Here is a 17,345-nt window from a genome sequence, read left to right on the forward strand (position 1 = left end):
GGATGAGCACAATAAAAATAATGAGGTGGCTCTTGAAAACCATAATTAATCGCAAACTTGCAGCATCGTGCGCATGCCTGATGTTGCCGTTCTCGGCCCAGGCTTTGGAGTTCGCCGGCTATTTGCGTAGCGGCGTCGGGACCTCGGTCAACAGCGGTCCTCAGCAGTGTTTTCAACTGCAGGGTGCTCAGTCGAAATACCGCTTGGGCAACGAATGCGAGCAATACGCCGAGCTGGAGTTGCGTCAGGACGTGTACTCCCTGGACGACGGCTCGGTGCTGAGCGTCGACGGCATGGCTTCGTTGTACAACCAGTACGACAAAGACCTGACGTTCAACGGTGATAACGGCTCGGTGCGCATGCCGCAGATGTATGCACAATGGTCGAACCTGCCGAGTCTCAATGGTGGTTCGTTGTGGGTCGGGCGGCGTTATTACAAACGAAACGACATCCATATTTCCGACTTCTACTACTGGAACCAGAGCGCGACGGGTGGTGGTATCGAGGATGTGAAGATCGGCGACCTGAAATACAGCTACGCCTTTTCGCGCAAGGACAACCTGTACCAGAAGGATTATGTCACCCGGCAGGATTTCAACGTCGCAGGTTTTCAGACCAACCCCGGCGGTGAACTGGAGTTTGGCCTCAGTTACATCGAAAAACCTGACCGCAGCGATGCGCACGCAGGTTGGGCCATCACCGCCCAGCATGTGCAGAAAGACTTCCTCGGCGGTAAGAACAAACTGGCGCTGCAATACGGCGAAGGGCCTGGCACCGGGTTGGGTTACACCGGCGATGTGGGCCTGGACGACAGCAACAAGAGCTACCGGCTGGTGGAGTTCTTCGACTGGCAAGTGACACCGCGTTTTGGTGGTCAGGTCGAAGCGGTCTATCAGAAGGATATCCGCCCGGACGGTAACGGCCAGAACTGGATTTCCCTGGGCGTTCGCCCGGCTTACGCGATCACTGACCAATTCAAGTTGGTGACTGAGCTGGGACACGATCAGGTCGAGGCCCCAGGAGGTACGCGCAAGTTGAGTAAATTCTCCTTTGTCCCAACCTGGTCGCCAAAAGGCCCGGGGTTCTGGGAACGTCCCGAAGTGCGTTTGTACTACACCTATGCCAGCTGGAACGAAGCGGCCAAGCGTGCAGCCAACGAACTGGCACAAGGTTCGGCGTTGTCCGATACCGGCGCGTTCGGCACGGCGCTGCATGGTGCGAACGTCGGATTGCAAGTCGAGTACTGGTGGAAATAAGCGATGCTGTCGGAGCACGCGCTCCATCGGCACTTCAAAGAACAAAACCGCAGGTGAAGTCATGACCATAACCCAACCATTGCAATTGCTGGCGCCGCTGTCCGGGGTGCTGGTGCCACTTGATCACGTGCCGGATCCGGTGTTCGCCAGCCGGGTGATCGGCGACGGCCTGTGCATCGATCCGACCTCGCAGACCCTTTGCGCGCCGTTGGCCGGCGTGGTCAGCAACCTTCAACACAGTGGCCATGCGATCAGCATCACCGATGACAGCGGCGTACAGGTGTTGCTGCACATTGGTCTGGACACCGTGAACCTGGCGGGCAAGGGGTTCCGCGCCTTGGTCGAGCAGGGCCAGCGTGTCGAGGCCGGACAGCCGTTGTTCGAGTTCGATGCCGACTATGTAGCCCTGCATGCCCGCAGCCTGTTGACCTTGATGCTGTTGGTCAGTGGCGAGCCCTTCAGCCTGCTGACACCTGACGATGGTCTGGTGGCGTGTGCACAGCCCGTGTTGCGCCTGAGCCTCGGCGATCCGCGTTCCAGCGTTGCGCAGGAGGAGGGCGAAGCGCTGTTCTCCAAACCGGTCCACCTGCCCAACGCCAATGGCCTGCACGCGCGGCCGGCGGCGATCTTTGCGCAGGCGGCGAAAGGTTTTGCGGCAAGCATTTGCCTGCACAAGCAGCAGCACAGCGCCAACGCCAAGTCCCTGGTGGCGATCATGGCGTTGCAGACGGTTCACGGCGATGCGCTGCAGGTCAGTGCGGTGGGCGAAGATGCCGAATTGGCAATAAGCACACTGGCCCAACTACTAGCGGATGGCTGCGGTGAGGCCGTGACTGCGGTGGCGGTCGTAGCGCCGGTGGTTCAGGCGCAGGAGGTGTCGACGAAGCTGTTGCGCGGTGTCTGTGCTTCGGCGGGTTCGGCCTTTGGGCAGGTGGTGCAGGTGGCTGAGCGCACCCTGGAGGTGCCTGAGTTTGCCGCGGATCAACGCGTGGAGCGAGAATCGCTGGAGCGTGCGCTGACCCGCGCGACGCAGGCGCTGCAACACTTGCGCGACAACGCGAAAGGTAAGGCGCAGGAGGATATCTTCAAGGCACATCAGGAGTTACTGGAAGACCCGAGCCTGCTGGAGCAAGCCCAGGCCCTGATTGCCGAGGGCAAGAGCGCGGCGTTTGCCTGGAACAGTGCCACTCAAGCCACCGCTACGCTGTTCAAGTCGCTGGACAACACCTTGTTGGCCGAGCGGGCGTTGGACCTGATGGATGTTGGCCAGCGCGTGCTCAAGCTGATTCTCGGTGTGCCGGACGGTATCTGGGAGTTGCCGGACCAGGCGATTTTGATTGCCGAACAACTGACACCGTCGCAGACCGCTGCCCTGGATACCGACAAGGTGTTGGGTTTCGCCACCGTGGGCGGCGGTGCGACCAGCCATGTGGCGATACTCGCCCAGGCCTTGGGTTTGCCGGCGGTGTGTGGTTTACCGGTGCAGGTGCTGTCGCTGGCCAGCGGAACCCGAGTGCTGCTCGATGCGGACAAGGGTGAGTTGCACCTGGACCCTGATCTGTCGGCTATCGAACAGCTGCATGGCAAACGTCAGCAGCAACGGCAACGGCATCAGCGCGAACTCGAGCAGGCTTCGCTGGCGGCCTGTACCCGTGACGGCCATCATTTCGAGGTGACGGCCAACGTTGCCTCGCTGCTTGAGGTCGAGCAGGCGATGGCGCTAGGCGGCGAGGGTGTCGGTCTGCTGCGTTCGGAGTTTCTTTATCTGGAGCGCAACAACGCGCCCAGCCATGACGAGCAAGCGGTCACTTACAGCGCCATTGCCCGGGCCCTTGGGCCAGAGCGCAATCTGGTGGTGCGCACACTGGATGTGGGCGGCGACAAACCGCTGGCCTACGTGCCAATGGACAGCGAGGCCAATCCGTTTCTGGGCATGCGCGGAATTCGCTTGTGCCTGGAGCGTCCGCAGCTGTTGCGCGAGCAGTTCCGGGCAATTCTGAGCAGCGCCGGTCTGGCCCGTCTGCACATCATGCTGCCGATGGTCAGCCAGTTGTCGGAGCTGCGCCTGGCGCGGCAGATGCTGGAAGAAGAGGCGCTGGCGCTCGGGCTCAAGGCGCTGCCGAAACTGGGCATCATGATCGAAGTCCCGTCCGCGGCATTGATGGCGGACCTGTTTGCCCCCGAGGTGGATTTCTTCTCCATAGGCACCAACGACCTGACCCAATACACCCTGGCCATGGACCGCGATCACCCACGTCTGGCCAGCCAGGCCGACAGTTTTCACCCCTCGGTACTGCGTCTGATCGCCAGCACCGTGAAGGCCGCCCATGCCCATGGCAAGTGGGTCGGGGTGTGTGGGGCGCTGGCTTCGGAGACTCTGGCGGTGCCACTGTTGCTGGGGCTGGGGGTGGATGAACTGTCGGTCAGCGTGCCACTGATTCCGGCGATCAAAGCCGCAATTCGCGAGGTCGAGCTCAGCGACTGTCAGGCAGTCGCGCATCAGATACTCGGGCTGGAGAGCGCTGAGCAGGTCCGCGAGGCCTTGTCTTCGCAGCAGCAGGCGATGGTCGAAACTTCACAGGTGTTGGAGAACTGAACATGTTCGAGAAAATGCAACGGGCGTTCTGGAAGGCATTGACCCCGGATCTGCTGGTGGATGAGCCGAAGGTGGCGGCCCTGCGTTCTACGGACCTGCCGTCGAGCGTGGTCGCCGCGCTGGGTGGGCTGGATAACCTGGCGTCGCAACAACGCATTGCGATAACGCGAGTGCGGGTCCAGCTGCGTGATGTCACCCGACTGGACGAACAGGCCTTGCGTGCAGCGGGTGTGCCGGGGGTGATGGTGCTGGCGGATGGCGTGGTGCATGTATTGACCCGGTGCCCAAGGTGGGACTGACGGTTGAAAGGTTCATATTGATGCAGTTCCAGTGCATTATTTTTGCACTGGAGCCACCCGACGACCGCTCATGAAGCACAGGAACCCACCCATCGCGGTCAGTGCGCTCAAGGCATAGAACATTGTGGGTGCGGGGGTGTGCATCAATAGAAAACCACAAATCACCGGGCTCAGGGCGCCACCGAGGGCCGCCAGGTTCTGGGCACCGTAGTAACTGCCGCGCAGCTCTTCCGGGGCCAGGGTGTCGATGAAGAGGAATTCGGCCGGGTAAATGATCATTTCACCAAGGGTGAAGATGAACATCGCCACGCACCAACTCACCATGCTGTCGGCCAGGCTGAAGCCGATCAGGCCAAGGATGAACAGGCTGGTGCCCGCGGCAATCCAGTAGCGCAGCTTCTCGCGACTGAGGAACCGGCCGATCTGGTACTGCAGCAGGATTACGCTGATGGCGTTGCAGGCGAGCAGGGCGGCCATGATTTCCAGGGCGCGTTTGGAGTCGTGGGTCACCAGCAGGTATTGCGACAAGTAGAGGGTGTAACGCCCGTGCACCACGGTGCTGAGCAGGCAGCCGCAAGTGAACATGATCAGGGTGCGGTCGTTTTTCAGGGTGATCAGGGTTTTCAGGAAACTCTGGGGTTGCCCAATGGCGGGTGGCTGCGCCGAATCCCTGGGAATGCCTGTCATCAGGAAGATGCTGAAGAACGCGATGCCACCGGCAATCAGGAACGGTGCGATCGGATAGACCCCGGCAATCACCACACCGAGCATGGGACCTGTGGCATAGCCGATGTTGGTCAGCGTGTAGCGCAGGGAAAACGCCTTGGCTCGCTGGCCCATGGGCAGGTTTTCGCTGAGGATCGCTTTGGAGCCGATGAGGAACAGCGCTGACGCGGTCTCGGTGATCACCAGGGTGGCGGTGGTCAGGTAGAGGTTTTCGGCAAAGGTCAGCAGCACGAAGCCGATGGCGCTGGAGAGCATCGCCAGGATCAGCAGCCGGCGCTTTTCCAGGCGGTCGATGATATAGCCGCCATAAAGAGCCAGCAGGGTGGCGATGAACACCGCGATACCGAGCAGCAAGCCGACGTCCTGTTGGTTGAGGCCCAGCTTGTTGCTCAGGAACAGCGTGAGCAAGGGGCTGGTGATGGCGCGGCTGACCACGATGGTCAATGAAACGATCATCAAGCGGCGGATAACGAGCGAGTAAGTGGCCACGGTGGTGCAAATGTCCTTATTCAGATTGTTGGTGTTCGCCGCAATATCGCGTCGCTGCCATCGCGGGCAAGTCGAATCGTCGCACCGCCGCTCCCACAAAAGCGCTGCAGTACCTGTAGGAGCGGGCTTGCTCCGGGCGGCGTTCCGACGATGAGGCCCTTGCGGATGGCACAAACATCAAGTCAACCACCGATCCAGAGTACGAACCGATTCCAGTTCTTCAATCCGCCACAACTGCCCGAGCAGTTCCTCAACCCGTTCCCGGGACATGACCCGCATCGCCAAACTGAAAAACTTCTCCGCAAGCAGCGCATCACTCAGCGGATTACCCGGCGCGCCCAACGGCACTTCAACGCACAGGCTCGCTTGCCRACCGTCCACGGTCCGCAGTGTCACCACAGGCTCGCCATCCGCGGACAGCAGCGGGTCCACATCAAGGCGAATGCGTGACATCCACTGGACAATGCGTGGATCGTTGCGCGCGTCATCGTCATAGGCCTGCAATCGACAATGGCCATGTACCAGCCGTGCCGCCAGTGCATACGCCAGGCTCATCTGCGCCGCCGCGAGGGTGCCGACATCCTGGCCGCCACACATGTCCTTGAGAAAACTGCACAGCGAAACCTGTATGTCTTCGACCTGATCCACTGGCACATTCAATTGGTCGAGCAAAAGCCCCAACGCGTCGATGGCCGAATGCGTGCCGCGACACGAGGCGTAGGGCTTGATCGAGCAGCGGGCGAGTTTCCATACGGCGCCGAGATCGGCATCCAGTGCTTCGGGGGTTGAGGTGGCGCTGGCAAGTGTCTGCAAAAAACCGCCCCAGACATCCTCGAACAACCTTGTTGGGCCACTGATGCCCTGCTGCGCAAACCGCGCCGCCAGCAACCCCCCTTCGGCGGCCCGGCCACTGTGCAGTTTTTTACTTTGCGAGCCGTCGTGGATGAAAGCCCACAAACCACCGCTGAAGCTGCCGGCGATGCCCAGTGCCGACAAGGTTTGCCCGGCATTCAATCGAAAAATCCGTGCACTGGCCGCCGCCGCGCCGAACACCCCGCAGGTCGCCGTGGAGTGCCAGCCAGCGCCGTTATGGGCTGAGTAGCCGCCGCAGGCTTCGAGCACCCGGCGCCCGACTTCGTAACCGATCACCACGGCCGTGATGAACTCGCGGCCGCTCACCGGTTGCCCGGCCATCGACACCGCCGCCATGACCGCCGGCAGCACTACGGCGCCGGAGTGGTCGCAGCCACCGGTGTCGTCCAGTTCCAGGGCATGGGCGGCGATGCCGTTGAGCATGGCTGCCTGAGCGGCGCCGACCCGCTGGCGAGTGCTCCAGACCAAGGTGTCGCCCGTTTCGTCTTGGAATACCTGCCGTGCCGTTTTCGCTATTTCGCTGTCTGCCCCGGCGAGGGTCGCGCCGACAGTATCGAGGATGTGACGCTTGGCTTGTTCCACCAGAGCGGGCGGCAGGTCCTCGAACCGCGTATCCACGCAAAATTTCGCCAGTCGTTGCATGCGCTCTGTCATAGCACGTAGTCCCGATAATGCCGCTCATACACCGACGCCGGATGATCTTCAGTGATCGGCGTTGCGGATTGCGCCCACCACCGGGCGACATCTGCACCGGTAGCGATCCATACGTCATCGTGCTGCAAAATCCCCTCAAGCAATTCACGCAACACACCAATGCGTCCCGGCGTAGCGATGACTTCCGGATGCAGGCGCAGCACGTAGCACAGGCCGAAGCGATGAAACCCGGCGAAGTCCATTTGCAGGTTGCCCAGGGTGTGGCTGTAGGATGCGATCCGCGATTGCGCCGGCGGCACCGCCGGGCTGAGATTGAAGGCGAAGTAGGGTTCGTCCTCCAGCTCGTAATGCAGGGGCAACTCGATCACGTCGGGCGCGGTCGGGTGAGCGAACGGCAAGTCATCACCACGCCAGGACGACGACCAGCGAATGCCTTGATCCCTCAACGCCTCGATGAAGCCCGGTGAACCGTTGCCGGCCGGGATGCGCAAACCGGTGGGACGCTGGCCGGTCAACGCCGTCAACGCCGCGCATCCTTTGGCGATGTCGGCGCTCTGCGCGGCGAGGTCGAGGCTGTCGTAGTTCTGATGGTGATACCCGGCGCAGGCAATCTCATGCCCGCCCGCCTGGATTGCACGAATATGCCCGGGGTTTTCCTCGGCAACGATACCGGGTACGAACCAGCTGCTGGGAACTCCGAGCTCCTTGAACAAAGCGAGCAAACGCTCGACCCCGCGTTGGGTGCCGTAGCGCCAGACCGACAGGGTCTTGTCGCGTCCGGCGACTTGCGGGGCCTGGGTGAGAATGCCGTGGATGTCGTTGTAGTCGACGGTCAGTACCACGGCGCAGCGATAGCCCTTGGGCCAGACAGTGGAATCAGCCATGGTGATGCTCCTTCAGCCACCACTGGGCAACATCGCGGCAGGTGGCGAACCAGACGTCGTCGCGTTGGCGCATGTGTTCGAAGAGTTTTTCCAGCAACAGGATGCGTCCTGGTTTGCCGGTGATCTTGGGGTGGAACAGGGTGGTCAGGCACAGCCCTTCATCCATGGCGCCGTCGTATTCGCGGCACCAGTTGTCCAGGGTCAGGGCGTAGCTGGCGGTGCGGTCCAGCCCCGAAGGGAAGTCCGGCGCGCGGGTATAGGCGATGGAGGCGTAGTCGTCCATTTCCCAGCGACCGGGGATTTCCACCAGCGGCGTGGCGTGGCCCGGTACATTCACCAGGTACGGCCGGTCATCGCCGCGCATGCTGCTGGAGTAAGTCACGCCGGCCTCCACCAGCATCGCCGGGGTTTCGGCCCGCCAGTCGCCGGACGGCGTGCGGAAACCTTCGGCGCGGATGTGCAGGTGCTTCCAGAACACCTCGCGGGACAGCTTCATCACGTCCTTTTGCTGTTCAAGCGTCAGGGCGTAGAAGGATTCGTGTTTGTAGCCGTGATAAGCCACCTCATGCCCGCGCTCGACAATCGCCTGACACTGTTTCGGCCAGTTCTCCACGACCCAGGCCGGGACAAAGAACGTCGTCGGCAGACGGAATTCGTCGAGCAGATCGAGAATCCGCGGCAGCGCCCGGTACGGGCCATAACCGCCAAAGCCGAAATACTCGGGCTTGCGCCAGATGGAGCCGTTGAGCATGGCATCGCCGGTGGGGCCGTCAAGGTCGAAGGCCAGGGCCAGGCAGGCTTTGTGCCGGCCGGGCCAGGTGGGTTGGGGGGAGGAGGACATCTGCGGTGCTCCAACAATATTCAAGTAAACACCAGCCCCTTGTAGGAGTGAGCCTGCTCGCGATGAGGCCGGCACATTCAACATCTTCGTCGCCTGACACACCGCTATCGCGAGCAGGCTCGCTCCTACAGTGGAATGAGGTCGTCTGTGCGATTATTTGCCAGCGTTCACCGTCACCGTCTTGATCGCACCCAGTTCCAGATCCCACTTCTTCAGGATCGCCTGGTAACTGCCGTCATCGACCATGCTCTGCATCGCCACTTTCACCGCTTCACTCAGCTCAGGTTTTTTCTTGCTCACGCCCAGCCCGGTGAACTGCTTGGAAATCGGCAGGCCCACGGTTTTGTACATGTCCTTTTCCTGGGTCTTGAGGTACGGCAGGGTTTCGCTGCCCTGCATGGCCGCGTCGATACGGCTTTGACGCAGTTGCGCGCGGGCGTCTGCCGAGCCTTCAGTGCCGATCACGTTGATCGCAGGCTTACCGTCGGCTTCGCAGTTGGCCTTGCTCCACTCGGCGATTTCCGCCGGGAAGGTGGTACGTCGGCTGGTGCCGACTTTCTTGCCGCACAGGTCGATGATCTCGTTCGTGTCCTTGTTTTTCTGCAAGGTGTAGAACTGCGGACCGCTGGTGAAGTAGTCGACGAAGGTCACACTGGCCTGACGCTCGGCGGTGTCGGTCATGCCCGACATCACCATGTCGACGCGGTCGGTGGTCAGGGCGTTGATCATTTGCTCGAAACCGGTTTCCTGCCATTTGATCTTCACACCCAGACGTTCGGCCAAGGCGTTGCCCAGGTCAACGTCGAGGCCGGTGAGGGTGTTGGTGGCCGGGTCCTTGAAGTCCATCGGCGGGTAGTTCGGCATGATCGCCACAACGACCTCGCCCCTGGCCTTGATGCTGGCCGGCAATTCGGCAGCGAAAGTGAAGCCGGATGCCATAACGCCGGCGAGTACTGCTGGAATAACGAAGTTCTTCATGGTCGTTCTCTTATGAGTGTTGTGAGGCGGCTCTTGATTTTCGAGCCAGGCCCTTAGGTTCGAACGGCAGAAATGAAGCTTTGGGTGCGAGGGTTTTGCGGACTTATTAGTATTTCTTCGGGGCTTCCAGCCTCCACGATCTGCCCGCCGTCCATGAACACCATGCGGTTGGAAACCTCGCGAGCGAAGCCCAGTTCATGGGTGACGACGATCATGGTCATGCCGGTCTGCGCCAGATCGCGCATCACCGACAGCACCTCACCGACCAGTTCCGGGTCGAGTGCCGAAGTGGGTTCATCGAACAGCATCAACTTGGGGCGCATGGCCAATGCACGAGCAATGGCGACGCGTTGCTGCTGACCACCCGACAGTTCGATCGGGTAGCTGTTGCGTTTGTCGGCCAGGCCGACGCGGGCGAGCAATTCCAGGGCTTCTTCATTCGCCTCTTTGGGTGAACGCTTGAGCACCTGGCACGGCCCTTCGATGATGTTTTGCAGCACGGTCATGTGCGGGAACAGGTTGAAACGCTGGAACACCATGCCGGTGGACAGGCGTTGGCGGGCGATCTGCGTTTCGTTGAGTTCGTGCAGCTTGTTGCCGACGATCCGGTAGCCCACCAGTTCGCCGTCGACCCAAAGGCCGCCCTTGTCGATCTTTTCCAGCTGGTTGACGCAGCGCAGCAGGGTGCTCTTGCCGGAGCCGGACGGGCCGATGATGCACAGCACTTCACCTTGCTCGACTTCGATGTTGATGTCCTTGAGTGCGTGGAACTGGTCGTAATATTTGTTCAGGCTCACGGCCTTGACGATGCTTCTCATGTGCGGCTCCTCAGGAACGCTTGCCGGCGCCGCGGGCGAAACGACGCTCCAGACGGCTTTGACCAAAGGACAGGACGGTGACGGTGGCCAGGTACCAGATGCCGGCGACGATCAGCAGCTCCATCACGCGGGCGTTGGCGTAGTAGATGTTCTGGGCGTTGTAGAGCAGTTCCGAGTACTGGATGACGCTCGCCAGCGAGGTCATTTTCACCATGCCGATGAACTCGTTGCCCACTGGCGGAATGATGATGCGCATGGCCTGGGGCAGGATGATCCGGCGCAGTGCTTGCAGGCGCGGCATGCCGATCGACTTGGCGGCTTCATACTGCCCGGTGTCCACCGAGAGCAGGCCGGCGCGCACCACTTCGGCGGTGTACGCGCCCTGGTTGATGCTCAAGCCGAGCAGGGCCGCGACGAATGGGGTCATCAGGCTCACGGTGTCCATTTCGAACAGGCCGGGGATGCCGATGGTGGGAAAGATCAGCGCCAGGTTGAACCACAACAGCAGTTGCAGAATCAGCGGCGTACCGCGAAACAGCCAGGTGTAGGTCAGCGCCACATAGCGCAGGATCGGGTTGGCCGACATGCGCATGATCGCAGTGATCACGCCGAACACGATGCCCAGCGCCATCGCCAGCACCGCCATGACGATGGTGTTGAGCAAGCCCCACATGATCGCCTGGGAGGTGAGGAACTGGCCGATGTACGACCATTCGATCTTGCCTTCGGCAAAGGCGCGCACCAGGCCGATGATCGCGATGACGATCACCGTGGCGAAGAAAATCCGCCCGTAGTAACGCCGGGGCACATGATCGTACTGGGTGATGTCGAACTGGTTTTCCGCCAGTTTGCGCTCCGCCTGGAGTCGTTCTGCCTGTGTCTGGCTCATGTTGTTTCTCCGAACTCGGTTTCAACGCTATCCCTGTGGGAGCGAGCTTGCTCGCGATAGCGGTGGGTCAGTCCACGTTGGTGTTGAATGTGAAACCGTAATCGCGAGCAAGCTCGCTCCCACAGGTTTTGTGTGCTGCTTCAGAGGCGGAAGCCCTGATAGTCCTCGGTCCATTGCTGCTGGGCGGCGAGGGCGGTTTTCAGCCGGCCGATCTGTTCACGCACCTGTTGTGGCGCGGTCCCGCCCCAGCCGCTGCGGGCGGCGATGGCGGCTTCGAGGGTCAGGCTTTCGCGTACTTCCGGTGTGAGGCGCGGGTCGATTTCCGCCAGCAGTGCCGGGGAGGCTTCCCACAATTCGACGTCGTGTTTCTCGCAGGCCTTGACCAGCGCACCGGTGATTTCGTGAGCTTCCTTGAACGGCACGCCGCGCACCGCCAGCCAGTCGGCGACTTCGGTAGCGAGGGTGAAACCCAGCGGTGCCTGGCGACGCAGCTCTTCGACGTTGACTGTCATGGTCGCAACCATTCCGGCCATGGCCGGCAGCACCAGCAGCAGGGTGTCGACGCTGTCGAGCACGCCGTTCTTGTCTTCGCTCAAGTCGCGGTTGTAAGACAGCGGCAGGGATTTGAGGGTGGACAACAGGCCGGTCAGGTTGCCGATCAGGCGACCCGCCTTGCCCCGCGCCAGTTCGGCGATGTCCGGATTCTTTTTCTGCGGCATGATCGAGCTGCCAGTGGCGTAGGCATCGTCCAGCGCGACCCAGCGGAATTGCCGCGACGACCACAGGCAAAACTCTTCGGCGAGGCGCGAGATGTTGATGCCAAGCATGCTGGCGATGAACAGGAACTCGGCGACGTGATCGCGGCTGGCCACGGCGTCGATGGAGTTTTCGCAAACACCGCTGTAGCCCATTTCTTTTGCCGATTGCTCAGGTAAACGAGCGATAGCCGAGCCAGCCATGGCCGCCGCACCGAGTGGCGACAGCGAAGTGCGCGCGTCCCAGTCCACCAGGCGCTGCACGTCGCGCAGCATCGACTGGGCGTGGGCCAGCAGGTGATGAGCAAACACGATCGGTTGTGCCTGCTGCAGGTGGGTGAAGCCGGGGCAGATGCTCTCGATGTGTTGCTCGGCCTGGTCCACCAGCGCCTGCTGCAAGGCCAGCACTTCAACGGCCAGGGTGCGCACGTGGTCACGCAGGAACAGCCGCAGGTCGTTGGCGGTCTGGTCGTTACGCGAACGACCGGCGCGCAGCTTGCCGCCGAGGGCGCCAAGGCGCTCGGTCAGCAGGCGCTCGATGAAGGTGTGGACGTCTTCGTCGTCCAGGGTCGGGGCGATGCTGCCGGCGCGGAAGTCAGCGCCGATACGTTCCAGGGCGTCGAGCATGGTCTGGGTTTCTTGCTCGCTCAGCAGTCCGGCGCGCTGCAGTTCCCGGGCATGGGCCTTGGAGCCGGCGAGGTCGTACGGGGTGAGCCGGAAGTAACGCTCAGGGCAACGGGACAGGGCCGCCAAGGCTTCGGACGGGCCGCTTTTGAAGCGAGCACCCCAGAGACGGTCGGTGGTTTGTGACATTGTTGTTTTCCTCGTCGGTATCGCGAACTGAAATGGGTATGCCGGGCCGCAACGTCGCTAAAAAGTCAGCGAACGAAATCAGGCCAGAGCAGTTTTCAAGAGGGCAGTTGCATCGTTGCGAGAGCTGATCGAAGTGTCAGCTTTTAATGTTTTGAGATCAGTGGTTTGGCACTGATGTTCGGGATTTATTGGCGGTTGCCAAGCCTGGTTTTCTGTGTTCATTATTATTAGGCCAACGATGTTTTTGTTGTTGGGCACAGATTGTTGAATAGGGCGCCAGAGGTAAATAAGCATTATGGAAACCCCACTTTCCAATTCCGGAAACCCGCCGCCGAAAACGCTGCAACGGGCACCGCTGGCCCTCAGTGGGCTGGACTTCAAACTGCTCAAAGTGTTCAAGGCCGTGGTCGAGGCGGGTGGCTTCAGCGCCGCGCAAAATGAGCTGAATGTGGGGCTGGCAGCCATCAGCAAACAGATTTCCGACCTGGAAATCCGTATCGGCATGCGCCTTTGCACGCGGGGGCGAGAGGGCTTTCACCTGACGGAAGAAGGGCGTCTGGTGTATCAGGCGTCGATAGACTTATTTGCCTCGGTCGACAACTTTCGCGACCGCCTTAGTTCAGCGCAAAACGAACTTGTCGGTGATCTTGGTGTGGGGGTTATTGATAACACAATCTCTGACGCAAATTCGCCGTTAGTTGCCGCACTTAGACGTATTAACGAACAATCTCCCAAGGTCCGATTTCAACTGCAGGCAACGCAACTTGATGAGGTTGAAAGAGGTGTCGTCGAGGGGCGGTTGGTGGCGGGAATTGTGMCGGTTTATCAAAAGCGCGAAGAGTTTGATTATTACGAGCTATACGAAGAACGCTCGGAGGTTTACTGCGCGCTCGGCCACCCGCTGTTCTCCATGGCGGACGCGGACATGGGCGGTAATGTGCTCAAGGATTACGAGTGCATCAACCATCGCTACGCGATTCATCGCGACAAACTGAAATTTGCCCACTACGACAGCTTTTCCGCCTCGGCAACCCAGGTGGAGGCCGTTGCGCTGTTGATCAAGACGGGTCGTTTCCTGGGGTTCCTGCCCCAGCACTACGCCGCGCCAATGGTGGCGCGGGGAGAGTTTCGCGCGGTGTGCCCGGACCTGATCAACATCGTCACGCCGTTCAGTCTGATCCTGCGCCATAACACTGTGCGCAGCCCCTTGGTGAAGGCATTTGCCCAGGCACTGGGCGTGGATTTAAAAGCCTCGGTTTGATTGTTCACCGCGTTGAACACTTACTAATGAACACTGGCGGCCAAATGGGGATGATTGGACCAGGCTTAAGGCTTCCTGCTTGATGGCGCGCAACGGATTAGCCTCTGTAAGGCCTTCACCCATTCATTCGCAAGTGAACAAGTAGAGGTTCCGTCCACATAAGCGGCTGTAACCCTGGATTTTGAGGCCCGTTAGCCAGAAACCGGGTTAGAGTGTTCATCAATGTCTGTTCATAAGGGATCCCTCCACTCGATTCGCGTAGTCGCGCCAAGCGGTTCCACCGAACGAACAGGGCAAAAAAACCGTATATCAATCGTTGTTTGAAGAATGAATCGTCCGCTGTTTGTTTCTCTGGATGGGCCCAAGGGAGCCGGCAAAACCACACTGTTGGAGGCCGTTACGAAAGTACTGAGGGCAGACAACAAAAAAGTGATCCGACTTTGCGAGAGAAAAAGCGATCCCTATAGGGGTGAAACAATGACCCTCGTTAACAAACTCGTCAGAAATCCCACCCGGGATTTGGAGTTGGAGATTTGTGAGCGCTTTGCTGATAGCCGTTCCTGGATTTCCCGGCACGTGCTGGCTAAACAGCCACCAGGCAGCATTATCTTGATCGATCGCTGGTACCCGTCTGATGCCGCGTTTCGCCGGATAGTCCCGTTTGCAGAGATTCTACAGTTGAACATCGATCGAAACGTGCGAGTGCCAGACCTGCATGTCGGGGTTGTCACCGCCCCTGATATTTCATGGGCGAGGGCAGCGGCACGACGGCGTGGGCTGAGCAGTACTGTGATCCATAAGCTGGAAGAACATGTCGCTTGTACCAAGGCGTTCGAACGAGCGATTGCAGATCACGGCTGGGTTTTATGCCGTAATGAAGGAACGATCGAAGACGCAACGATGCAGGTTATTTCTGAGATCTATAGAGTCCTTCGATGCCCCGTAGGCGAAGTTCGCTGCGTCGGCCTTGATGCGGTGAGATAGCCGTAGAGCGCGGGTTGGTGTCTGGTCTTCCAGCACTACCAGTCCGTGCAGCTGAAACACTAACGAAACATTCCGGCCATATGATTCGCACCACCGAAACCTGGGAGGGTTGGAGATGAATCGGCCATCAAGAACCATGCGCAAACTGCTCGACGCTGTCGCCACCAACAATGAGAGCGCGGCGCTGGATGTGATGCGTGCGGCCGAGCAACTGCAAGACGAAGTGCTTCGCCAGCGGTTACTCAACCTGATTCATCGGCTCAACCAAGACGCCAATGACTTGCGAATGGCGCGGGACGATATCCAAGGCGGATCCATCAAGTTTGCGTGACGTCTTCACCGGCGGGCGAAGAAGTAGATACGCGCTCACGTCAAACCAGGGTCACGTTACCGAAACATCGGTGGACGTTTCTGACTCATTATCTCCAATTGATGGCATCGAGAAAGTCTGCAGTGTTTTGTAGGTACATATTCGCGAGCGCGCCTTCCGCTTGGAATGGCAGTTGCCCGTTAGAGTGAGGTGTCGGTCATGATATTGACACCTACATGAGGGAGGATGGTTTTAGAGTCATTGATCCGTGCGTGATTTGACTTACCTCGCCAAGGGACAGATTGAAGGCATCACTCATGGGCAGCCAGCACTCCACTGACGCGAATTTCAAAGACCTTAAACGACGGGCGACAGTCATCCTACGCCAGGATGAGCAAATCCTTTTTGTGCGCAAACGCAACGCCAAGTGGAATCTACCGGGTGGACGCGTTGAACAGGGCGAGACGCCTTTGCAAGCGGCCTTACGGGAGATGGCAGAGGAGACAGGATTGGCTATCGATCAAATCTCTTATGTCTGTGAGTACGAGGACGACAAGGTCATTCATTTTTTGTTCGAGGCCCGGCGGACGTTCAATCAGAAGCCTTGTGCCTGCAACGAGATTGATGATTGCCGCTGGTTCAGCGCAAAGGATTTGGACAAGCGTTCTGTTCGGGGGGCAATCAGGTCGTTGCTCAAACACTTCGCGTCTGACTCGGGCCATAACTTGGCAACTCACGCCGCTGGTTAGCGTCCACGTTGAACGAGTATCGAACCTGGGAGTGTCTACCAATGGGCAGCGACTATCGGATTGAATCTCAGCGACTTGAACAGGATTTTGCAGATGCCTACACCGCGTATCGCAAGCACATCGAATCCACGCCGTACCCCTCTAACGAGGATGATTGGGCTGAACATGATCGCTACCGCAATGCAGTAAGCGTAGCGAGCGCGGCATGGGGCAGGTACTGCTTCGACAACCAGCACCTGCGTTGATGCGCTGCATCTGTACGGCACTTAGGTGTTTTCAGAGCCCTTATCCCTCAAAGCGAACGAACTGGATGCTGCCTCAATACGCCCTTGCAGCTGAGCAACATAGGCCTGCGCTTCTTCCAGGTTCTGAAATGACACAGCTTTGTCGTCGAGCCAGACCTTGCATCCGCTTCCTTGCTCATTCACTTCGATTTTGACATTCATTGGCACAGTCCCTTTGCGTTTAGTGCGTCAGAGAGTAATGCATTTTGAAGACGTATCAAAATGAAACAGAGGCTCTAGATCAATGCTTTCAGTCGTTTTCAGTTTTATGTTGGTTTAGTCATCCAACAAGACATCATTCGAACCTTCTGGCATTCGCTACCTTGTCTTGAATTCCGTCAAGGTACTGGGACTTCAGCTCTTTGGTTAACGGCCCAAGGATGGGGTTTGCTTTGAACCGGGCCAACAGATGCTCAATCACCCGATCTACCTTGGCGTAGGCAGCAGTGACGCTTGAAGGCACCAGCGGATCAAACTGAATCCCTTCCATCTCGATATCGAGTCGTTTCAACAGGGGTTCGGCATCCAGGATCTGGTGGCGTATTTCATCCGGCGAGCATTGCATCGTCGACCTCCTTGTATTGCCGTAAGTACAGACACGCCTCTTGTTAACTGCAGTCGGGTGACGCAGTCAGGGCATGGCAGCCGCTGTCTTAAAAATGAAACAAAATTGTCGCGTAGAAATATTACTGAAATGTTTCAATCCTATGATCGAGGGAGATCTTTTTCAGGTTACCTCCCTCATGCGTCGAGCTGTGTTCAATCAAAAAGGAGGCGTTGGCAAATCAAGCATCGCCTGCAATCTCGCGGCTGTCAGTGCTGCCGAAGGCTACAGGACGTTGCTGGTGGATCTCGATCCTCAGGCTAACTCGACTCAATACCTGAC

The 17,345-nt window shown here is 59.3% G+C and carries 19 protein-coding genes; 9 read left to right on the forward strand and 10 right to left on the reverse strand.

The genetic code is table 11. The annotated features are described in order from the left end of the window. The first annotated feature begins 32 nt into the window (after positions 1 to 32). The 3 genes from AC1DU9_RS22905 (at position 33) to AC1DU9_RS22915 (ending at position 4,151) form a co-directional block, all read left to right on the forward strand. On the forward strand, positions 33 to 1,256 hold the full coding sequence (locus tag AC1DU9_RS22905) for a maltoporin (RefSeq protein WP_457266214.1): 1,224 nt from the start codon (positions 33 to 35) through the stop codon (positions 1,254 to 1,256). 61 nt (positions 1,257 to 1,317) lie between these two features. Next, positions 1,318 to 3,852: a phosphoenolpyruvate--protein phosphotransferase gene (gene ptsP / locus AC1DU9_RS22910; RefSeq protein WP_457266215.1), complete on the forward strand. Its 2,535-nt coding sequence runs from the start codon at positions 1,318 to 1,320 to the stop codon at positions 3,850 to 3,852. A 2-nt stretch (positions 3,853 to 3,854) separates the two neighbouring features. After that, positions 3,855 to 4,151 carry a PTS sugar transporter subunit IIB gene (locus tag AC1DU9_RS22915; RefSeq protein WP_457266216.1) on the forward strand — a complete coding sequence of 99 codons (297 nt, stop codon included), beginning with the start codon at positions 3,855 to 3,857 and terminating at the stop codon, positions 4,149 to 4,151. 36 nt (positions 4,152 to 4,187) lie between these two features. On the opposite strand, the gene AC1DU9_RS22920 is transcribed toward AC1DU9_RS22915, so the two are convergent. From AC1DU9_RS22920 to argH, 8 genes are all read right to left on the reverse strand, one after another. Then, a complete protein-coding gene (locus tag AC1DU9_RS22920; RefSeq protein WP_457266217.1) occupies positions 4,188 to 5,366 on the reverse strand; it encodes an MFS transporter in 1,179 nt (392 codons plus the stop codon). 177 nt (positions 5,367 to 5,543) lie between these two features. Next, positions 5,544 to 6,893, reverse strand: coding sequence for an MmgE/PrpD family protein (locus tag AC1DU9_RS22925; protein WP_477810823.1), 1,350 nt, complete (start codon positions 6,891 to 6,893; stop codon positions 5,544 to 5,546). Further along, positions 6,890 to 7,777: a polysaccharide deacetylase family protein gene (locus AC1DU9_RS22930; protein ID WP_223462251.1), complete on the reverse strand. Its 888-nt coding sequence runs from the start codon at positions 7,775 to 7,777 to the stop codon at positions 6,890 to 6,892. Before AC1DU9_RS22930 ends, AC1DU9_RS22925 begins: the two co-directional genes overlap by 4 nt. Further along, on the reverse strand, positions 7,770 to 8,618 hold the full coding sequence (locus tag AC1DU9_RS22935) for a polysaccharide deacetylase family protein (protein WP_223462252.1): 849 nt from the start codon (positions 8,616 to 8,618) through the stop codon (positions 7,770 to 7,772). The genes AC1DU9_RS22930 and AC1DU9_RS22935 overlap by 8 nt, the downstream gene beginning before the upstream one ends. A gap of 153 nt (positions 8,619 to 8,771) precedes the next feature. Then, complete coding sequence (locus AC1DU9_RS22940) at positions 8,772 to 9,596, reverse strand: ABC transporter substrate-binding protein (RefSeq protein WP_457266219.1); 825 nt, start codon at positions 9,594 to 9,596, stop codon at positions 8,772 to 8,774. A 53-nt stretch (positions 9,597 to 9,649) separates the two neighbouring features. Further along, a complete protein-coding gene (locus AC1DU9_RS22945) occupies positions 9,650 to 10,414 on the reverse strand; it encodes an amino acid ABC transporter ATP-binding protein (RefSeq protein WP_008001408.1) in 765 nt (254 codons plus the stop codon). Between the two features lie 10 nt (positions 10,415 to 10,424). Further along, the gene (locus tag AC1DU9_RS22950) at positions 10,425 to 11,303 is read right to left on the reverse strand and encodes an amino acid ABC transporter permease (RefSeq protein WP_057396441.1); all 879 of its coding nucleotides are present in this window, start codon (positions 11,301 to 11,303) and stop codon (positions 10,425 to 10,427) included. A 140-nt stretch (positions 11,304 to 11,443) separates the two neighbouring features. Beyond that, positions 11,444 to 12,871, reverse strand: coding sequence for an argininosuccinate lyase (argH, locus tag AC1DU9_RS22955; RefSeq protein WP_457266220.1), 1,428 nt, complete (start codon positions 12,869 to 12,871; stop codon positions 11,444 to 11,446). A 295-nt stretch (positions 12,872 to 13,166) separates the two neighbouring features. Here argH and AC1DU9_RS22960 point away from each other — a divergent pair, with 295 nt between their 5' ends. The 5 genes from AC1DU9_RS22960 to AC1DU9_RS22980 all read left to right on the forward strand — a co-directional run bounded on the left by AC1DU9_RS22960 (position 13,167) and on the right by AC1DU9_RS22980 (position 16,420). Next, positions 13,167 to 14,132, forward strand: coding sequence for a LysR family transcriptional regulator (locus AC1DU9_RS22960; protein WP_477810824.1), 966 nt, complete (start codon positions 13,167 to 13,169; stop codon positions 14,130 to 14,132). Between the two features lie 327 nt (positions 14,133 to 14,459). After that, positions 14,460 to 15,116 (forward strand): dTMP kinase, encoded by a 657-nt coding sequence (locus AC1DU9_RS22965; protein WP_223462256.1) that lies wholly within the window; start codon positions 14,460 to 14,462, stop codon positions 15,114 to 15,116. A 115-nt stretch (positions 15,117 to 15,231) separates the two neighbouring features. After that, complete coding sequence (locus AC1DU9_RS22970; protein ID WP_223462257.1) at positions 15,232 to 15,447, forward strand: hypothetical protein; 216 nt, start codon at positions 15,232 to 15,234, stop codon at positions 15,445 to 15,447. 296 nt (positions 15,448 to 15,743) lie between these two features. Beyond that, complete coding sequence (locus AC1DU9_RS22975) at positions 15,744 to 16,175, forward strand: NUDIX hydrolase (RefSeq protein ID WP_223462258.1); 432 nt, start codon at positions 15,744 to 15,746, stop codon at positions 16,173 to 16,175. Between the two features lie 41 nt (positions 16,176 to 16,216). Next, a complete protein-coding gene (locus AC1DU9_RS22980) occupies positions 16,217 to 16,420 on the forward strand; it encodes a hypothetical protein (RefSeq protein ID WP_223462259.1) in 204 nt (67 codons plus the stop codon). A gap of 21 nt (positions 16,421 to 16,441) precedes the next feature. On the opposite strand, the gene AC1DU9_RS22985 is transcribed toward AC1DU9_RS22980, so the two are convergent. Both AC1DU9_RS22985 and AC1DU9_RS22990 read right to left on the reverse strand, forming a co-directional pair. Next, positions 16,442 to 16,621 (reverse strand): hypothetical protein, encoded by a 180-nt coding sequence (locus AC1DU9_RS22985; RefSeq protein ID WP_223462260.1) that lies wholly within the window; start codon positions 16,619 to 16,621, stop codon positions 16,442 to 16,444. 133 nt (positions 16,622 to 16,754) lie between these two features. Further along, positions 16,755 to 17,024, reverse strand: coding sequence for a hypothetical protein (locus AC1DU9_RS22990; protein WP_223462261.1), 270 nt, complete (start codon positions 17,022 to 17,024; stop codon positions 16,755 to 16,757). Between the two features lie 142 nt (positions 17,025 to 17,166). Here AC1DU9_RS22990 and AC1DU9_RS22995 point away from each other — a divergent pair. Continuing rightward, positions 17,167 to 17,345, forward strand: a 179-nt coding sequence (locus AC1DU9_RS22995; RefSeq protein ID WP_477810825.1) for a ParA family protein, incomplete at its 3' end; no start/stop codon positions are given.

It is taken from the genome of Pseudomonas sp. P4_C1 (assembly GCF_056402155.1).

Excerpts from the sequence above, each read along its gene's own strand:
- ptsP (WP_457266215.1), top strand. The coding sequence starts at position 1,318 with ATGACCATAACCCAACCATTGCAATTGCTGGCGCCGCTGTCCGGGGTG.
- AC1DU9_RS22915 (WP_457266216.1), top strand. The coding sequence starts at position 3,855 with ATGTTCGAGAAAATGCAACGGGCGTTCTGGAAGGCATTGACCCCGGAT.
- AC1DU9_RS22930 (WP_223462251.1), bottom strand. The coding sequence starts at position 7,777 with ATGGCTGATTCCACTGTCTGGCCCAAGGGCTATCGCTGCGCCGTGGTA.
- AC1DU9_RS22935 (WP_223462252.1), bottom strand. The coding sequence starts at position 8,618 with ATGTCCTCCTCCCCCCAACCCACCTGGCCCGGCCGGCACAAAGCCTGC.
- AC1DU9_RS22940 (WP_457266219.1), bottom strand. The coding sequence starts at position 9,596 with ATGAAGAACTTCGTTATTCCAGCAGTACTCGCCGGCGTTATGGCATCC.
- AC1DU9_RS22945 (WP_008001408.1), bottom strand. The coding sequence starts at position 10,414 with ATGAGAAGCATCGTCAAGGCCGTGAGCCTGAACAAATATTACGACCAG.
- AC1DU9_RS22950 (WP_057396441.1), bottom strand. The coding sequence starts at position 11,303 with ATGAGCCAGACACAGGCAGAACGACTCCAGGCGGAGCGCAAACTGGCG.
- argH (WP_457266220.1), bottom strand. The coding sequence starts at position 12,871 with ATGTCACAAACCACCGACCGTCTCTGGGGTGCTCGCTTCAAAAGCGGC.
- AC1DU9_RS22965 (WP_223462256.1), top strand. The coding sequence starts at position 14,460 with ATGAATCGTCCGCTGTTTGTTTCTCTGGATGGGCCCAAGGGAGCCGGC.
- AC1DU9_RS22970 (WP_223462257.1), top strand. The coding sequence starts at position 15,232 with ATGAATCGGCCATCAAGAACCATGCGCAAACTGCTCGACGCTGTCGCC.
- AC1DU9_RS22975 (WP_223462258.1), top strand. The coding sequence starts at position 15,744 with ATGGGCAGCCAGCACTCCACTGACGCGAATTTCAAAGACCTTAAACGA.
- AC1DU9_RS22980 (WP_223462259.1), top strand. The coding sequence starts at position 16,217 with ATGGGCAGCGACTATCGGATTGAATCTCAGCGACTTGAACAGGATTTT.
- AC1DU9_RS22985 (WP_223462260.1), bottom strand. The coding sequence starts at position 16,621 with ATGAATGTCAAAATCGAAGTGAATGAGCAAGGAAGCGGATGCAAGGTC.
- AC1DU9_RS22990 (WP_223462261.1), bottom strand. The coding sequence starts at position 17,024 with ATGCAATGCTCGCCGGATGAAATACGCCACCAGATCCTGGATGCCGAA.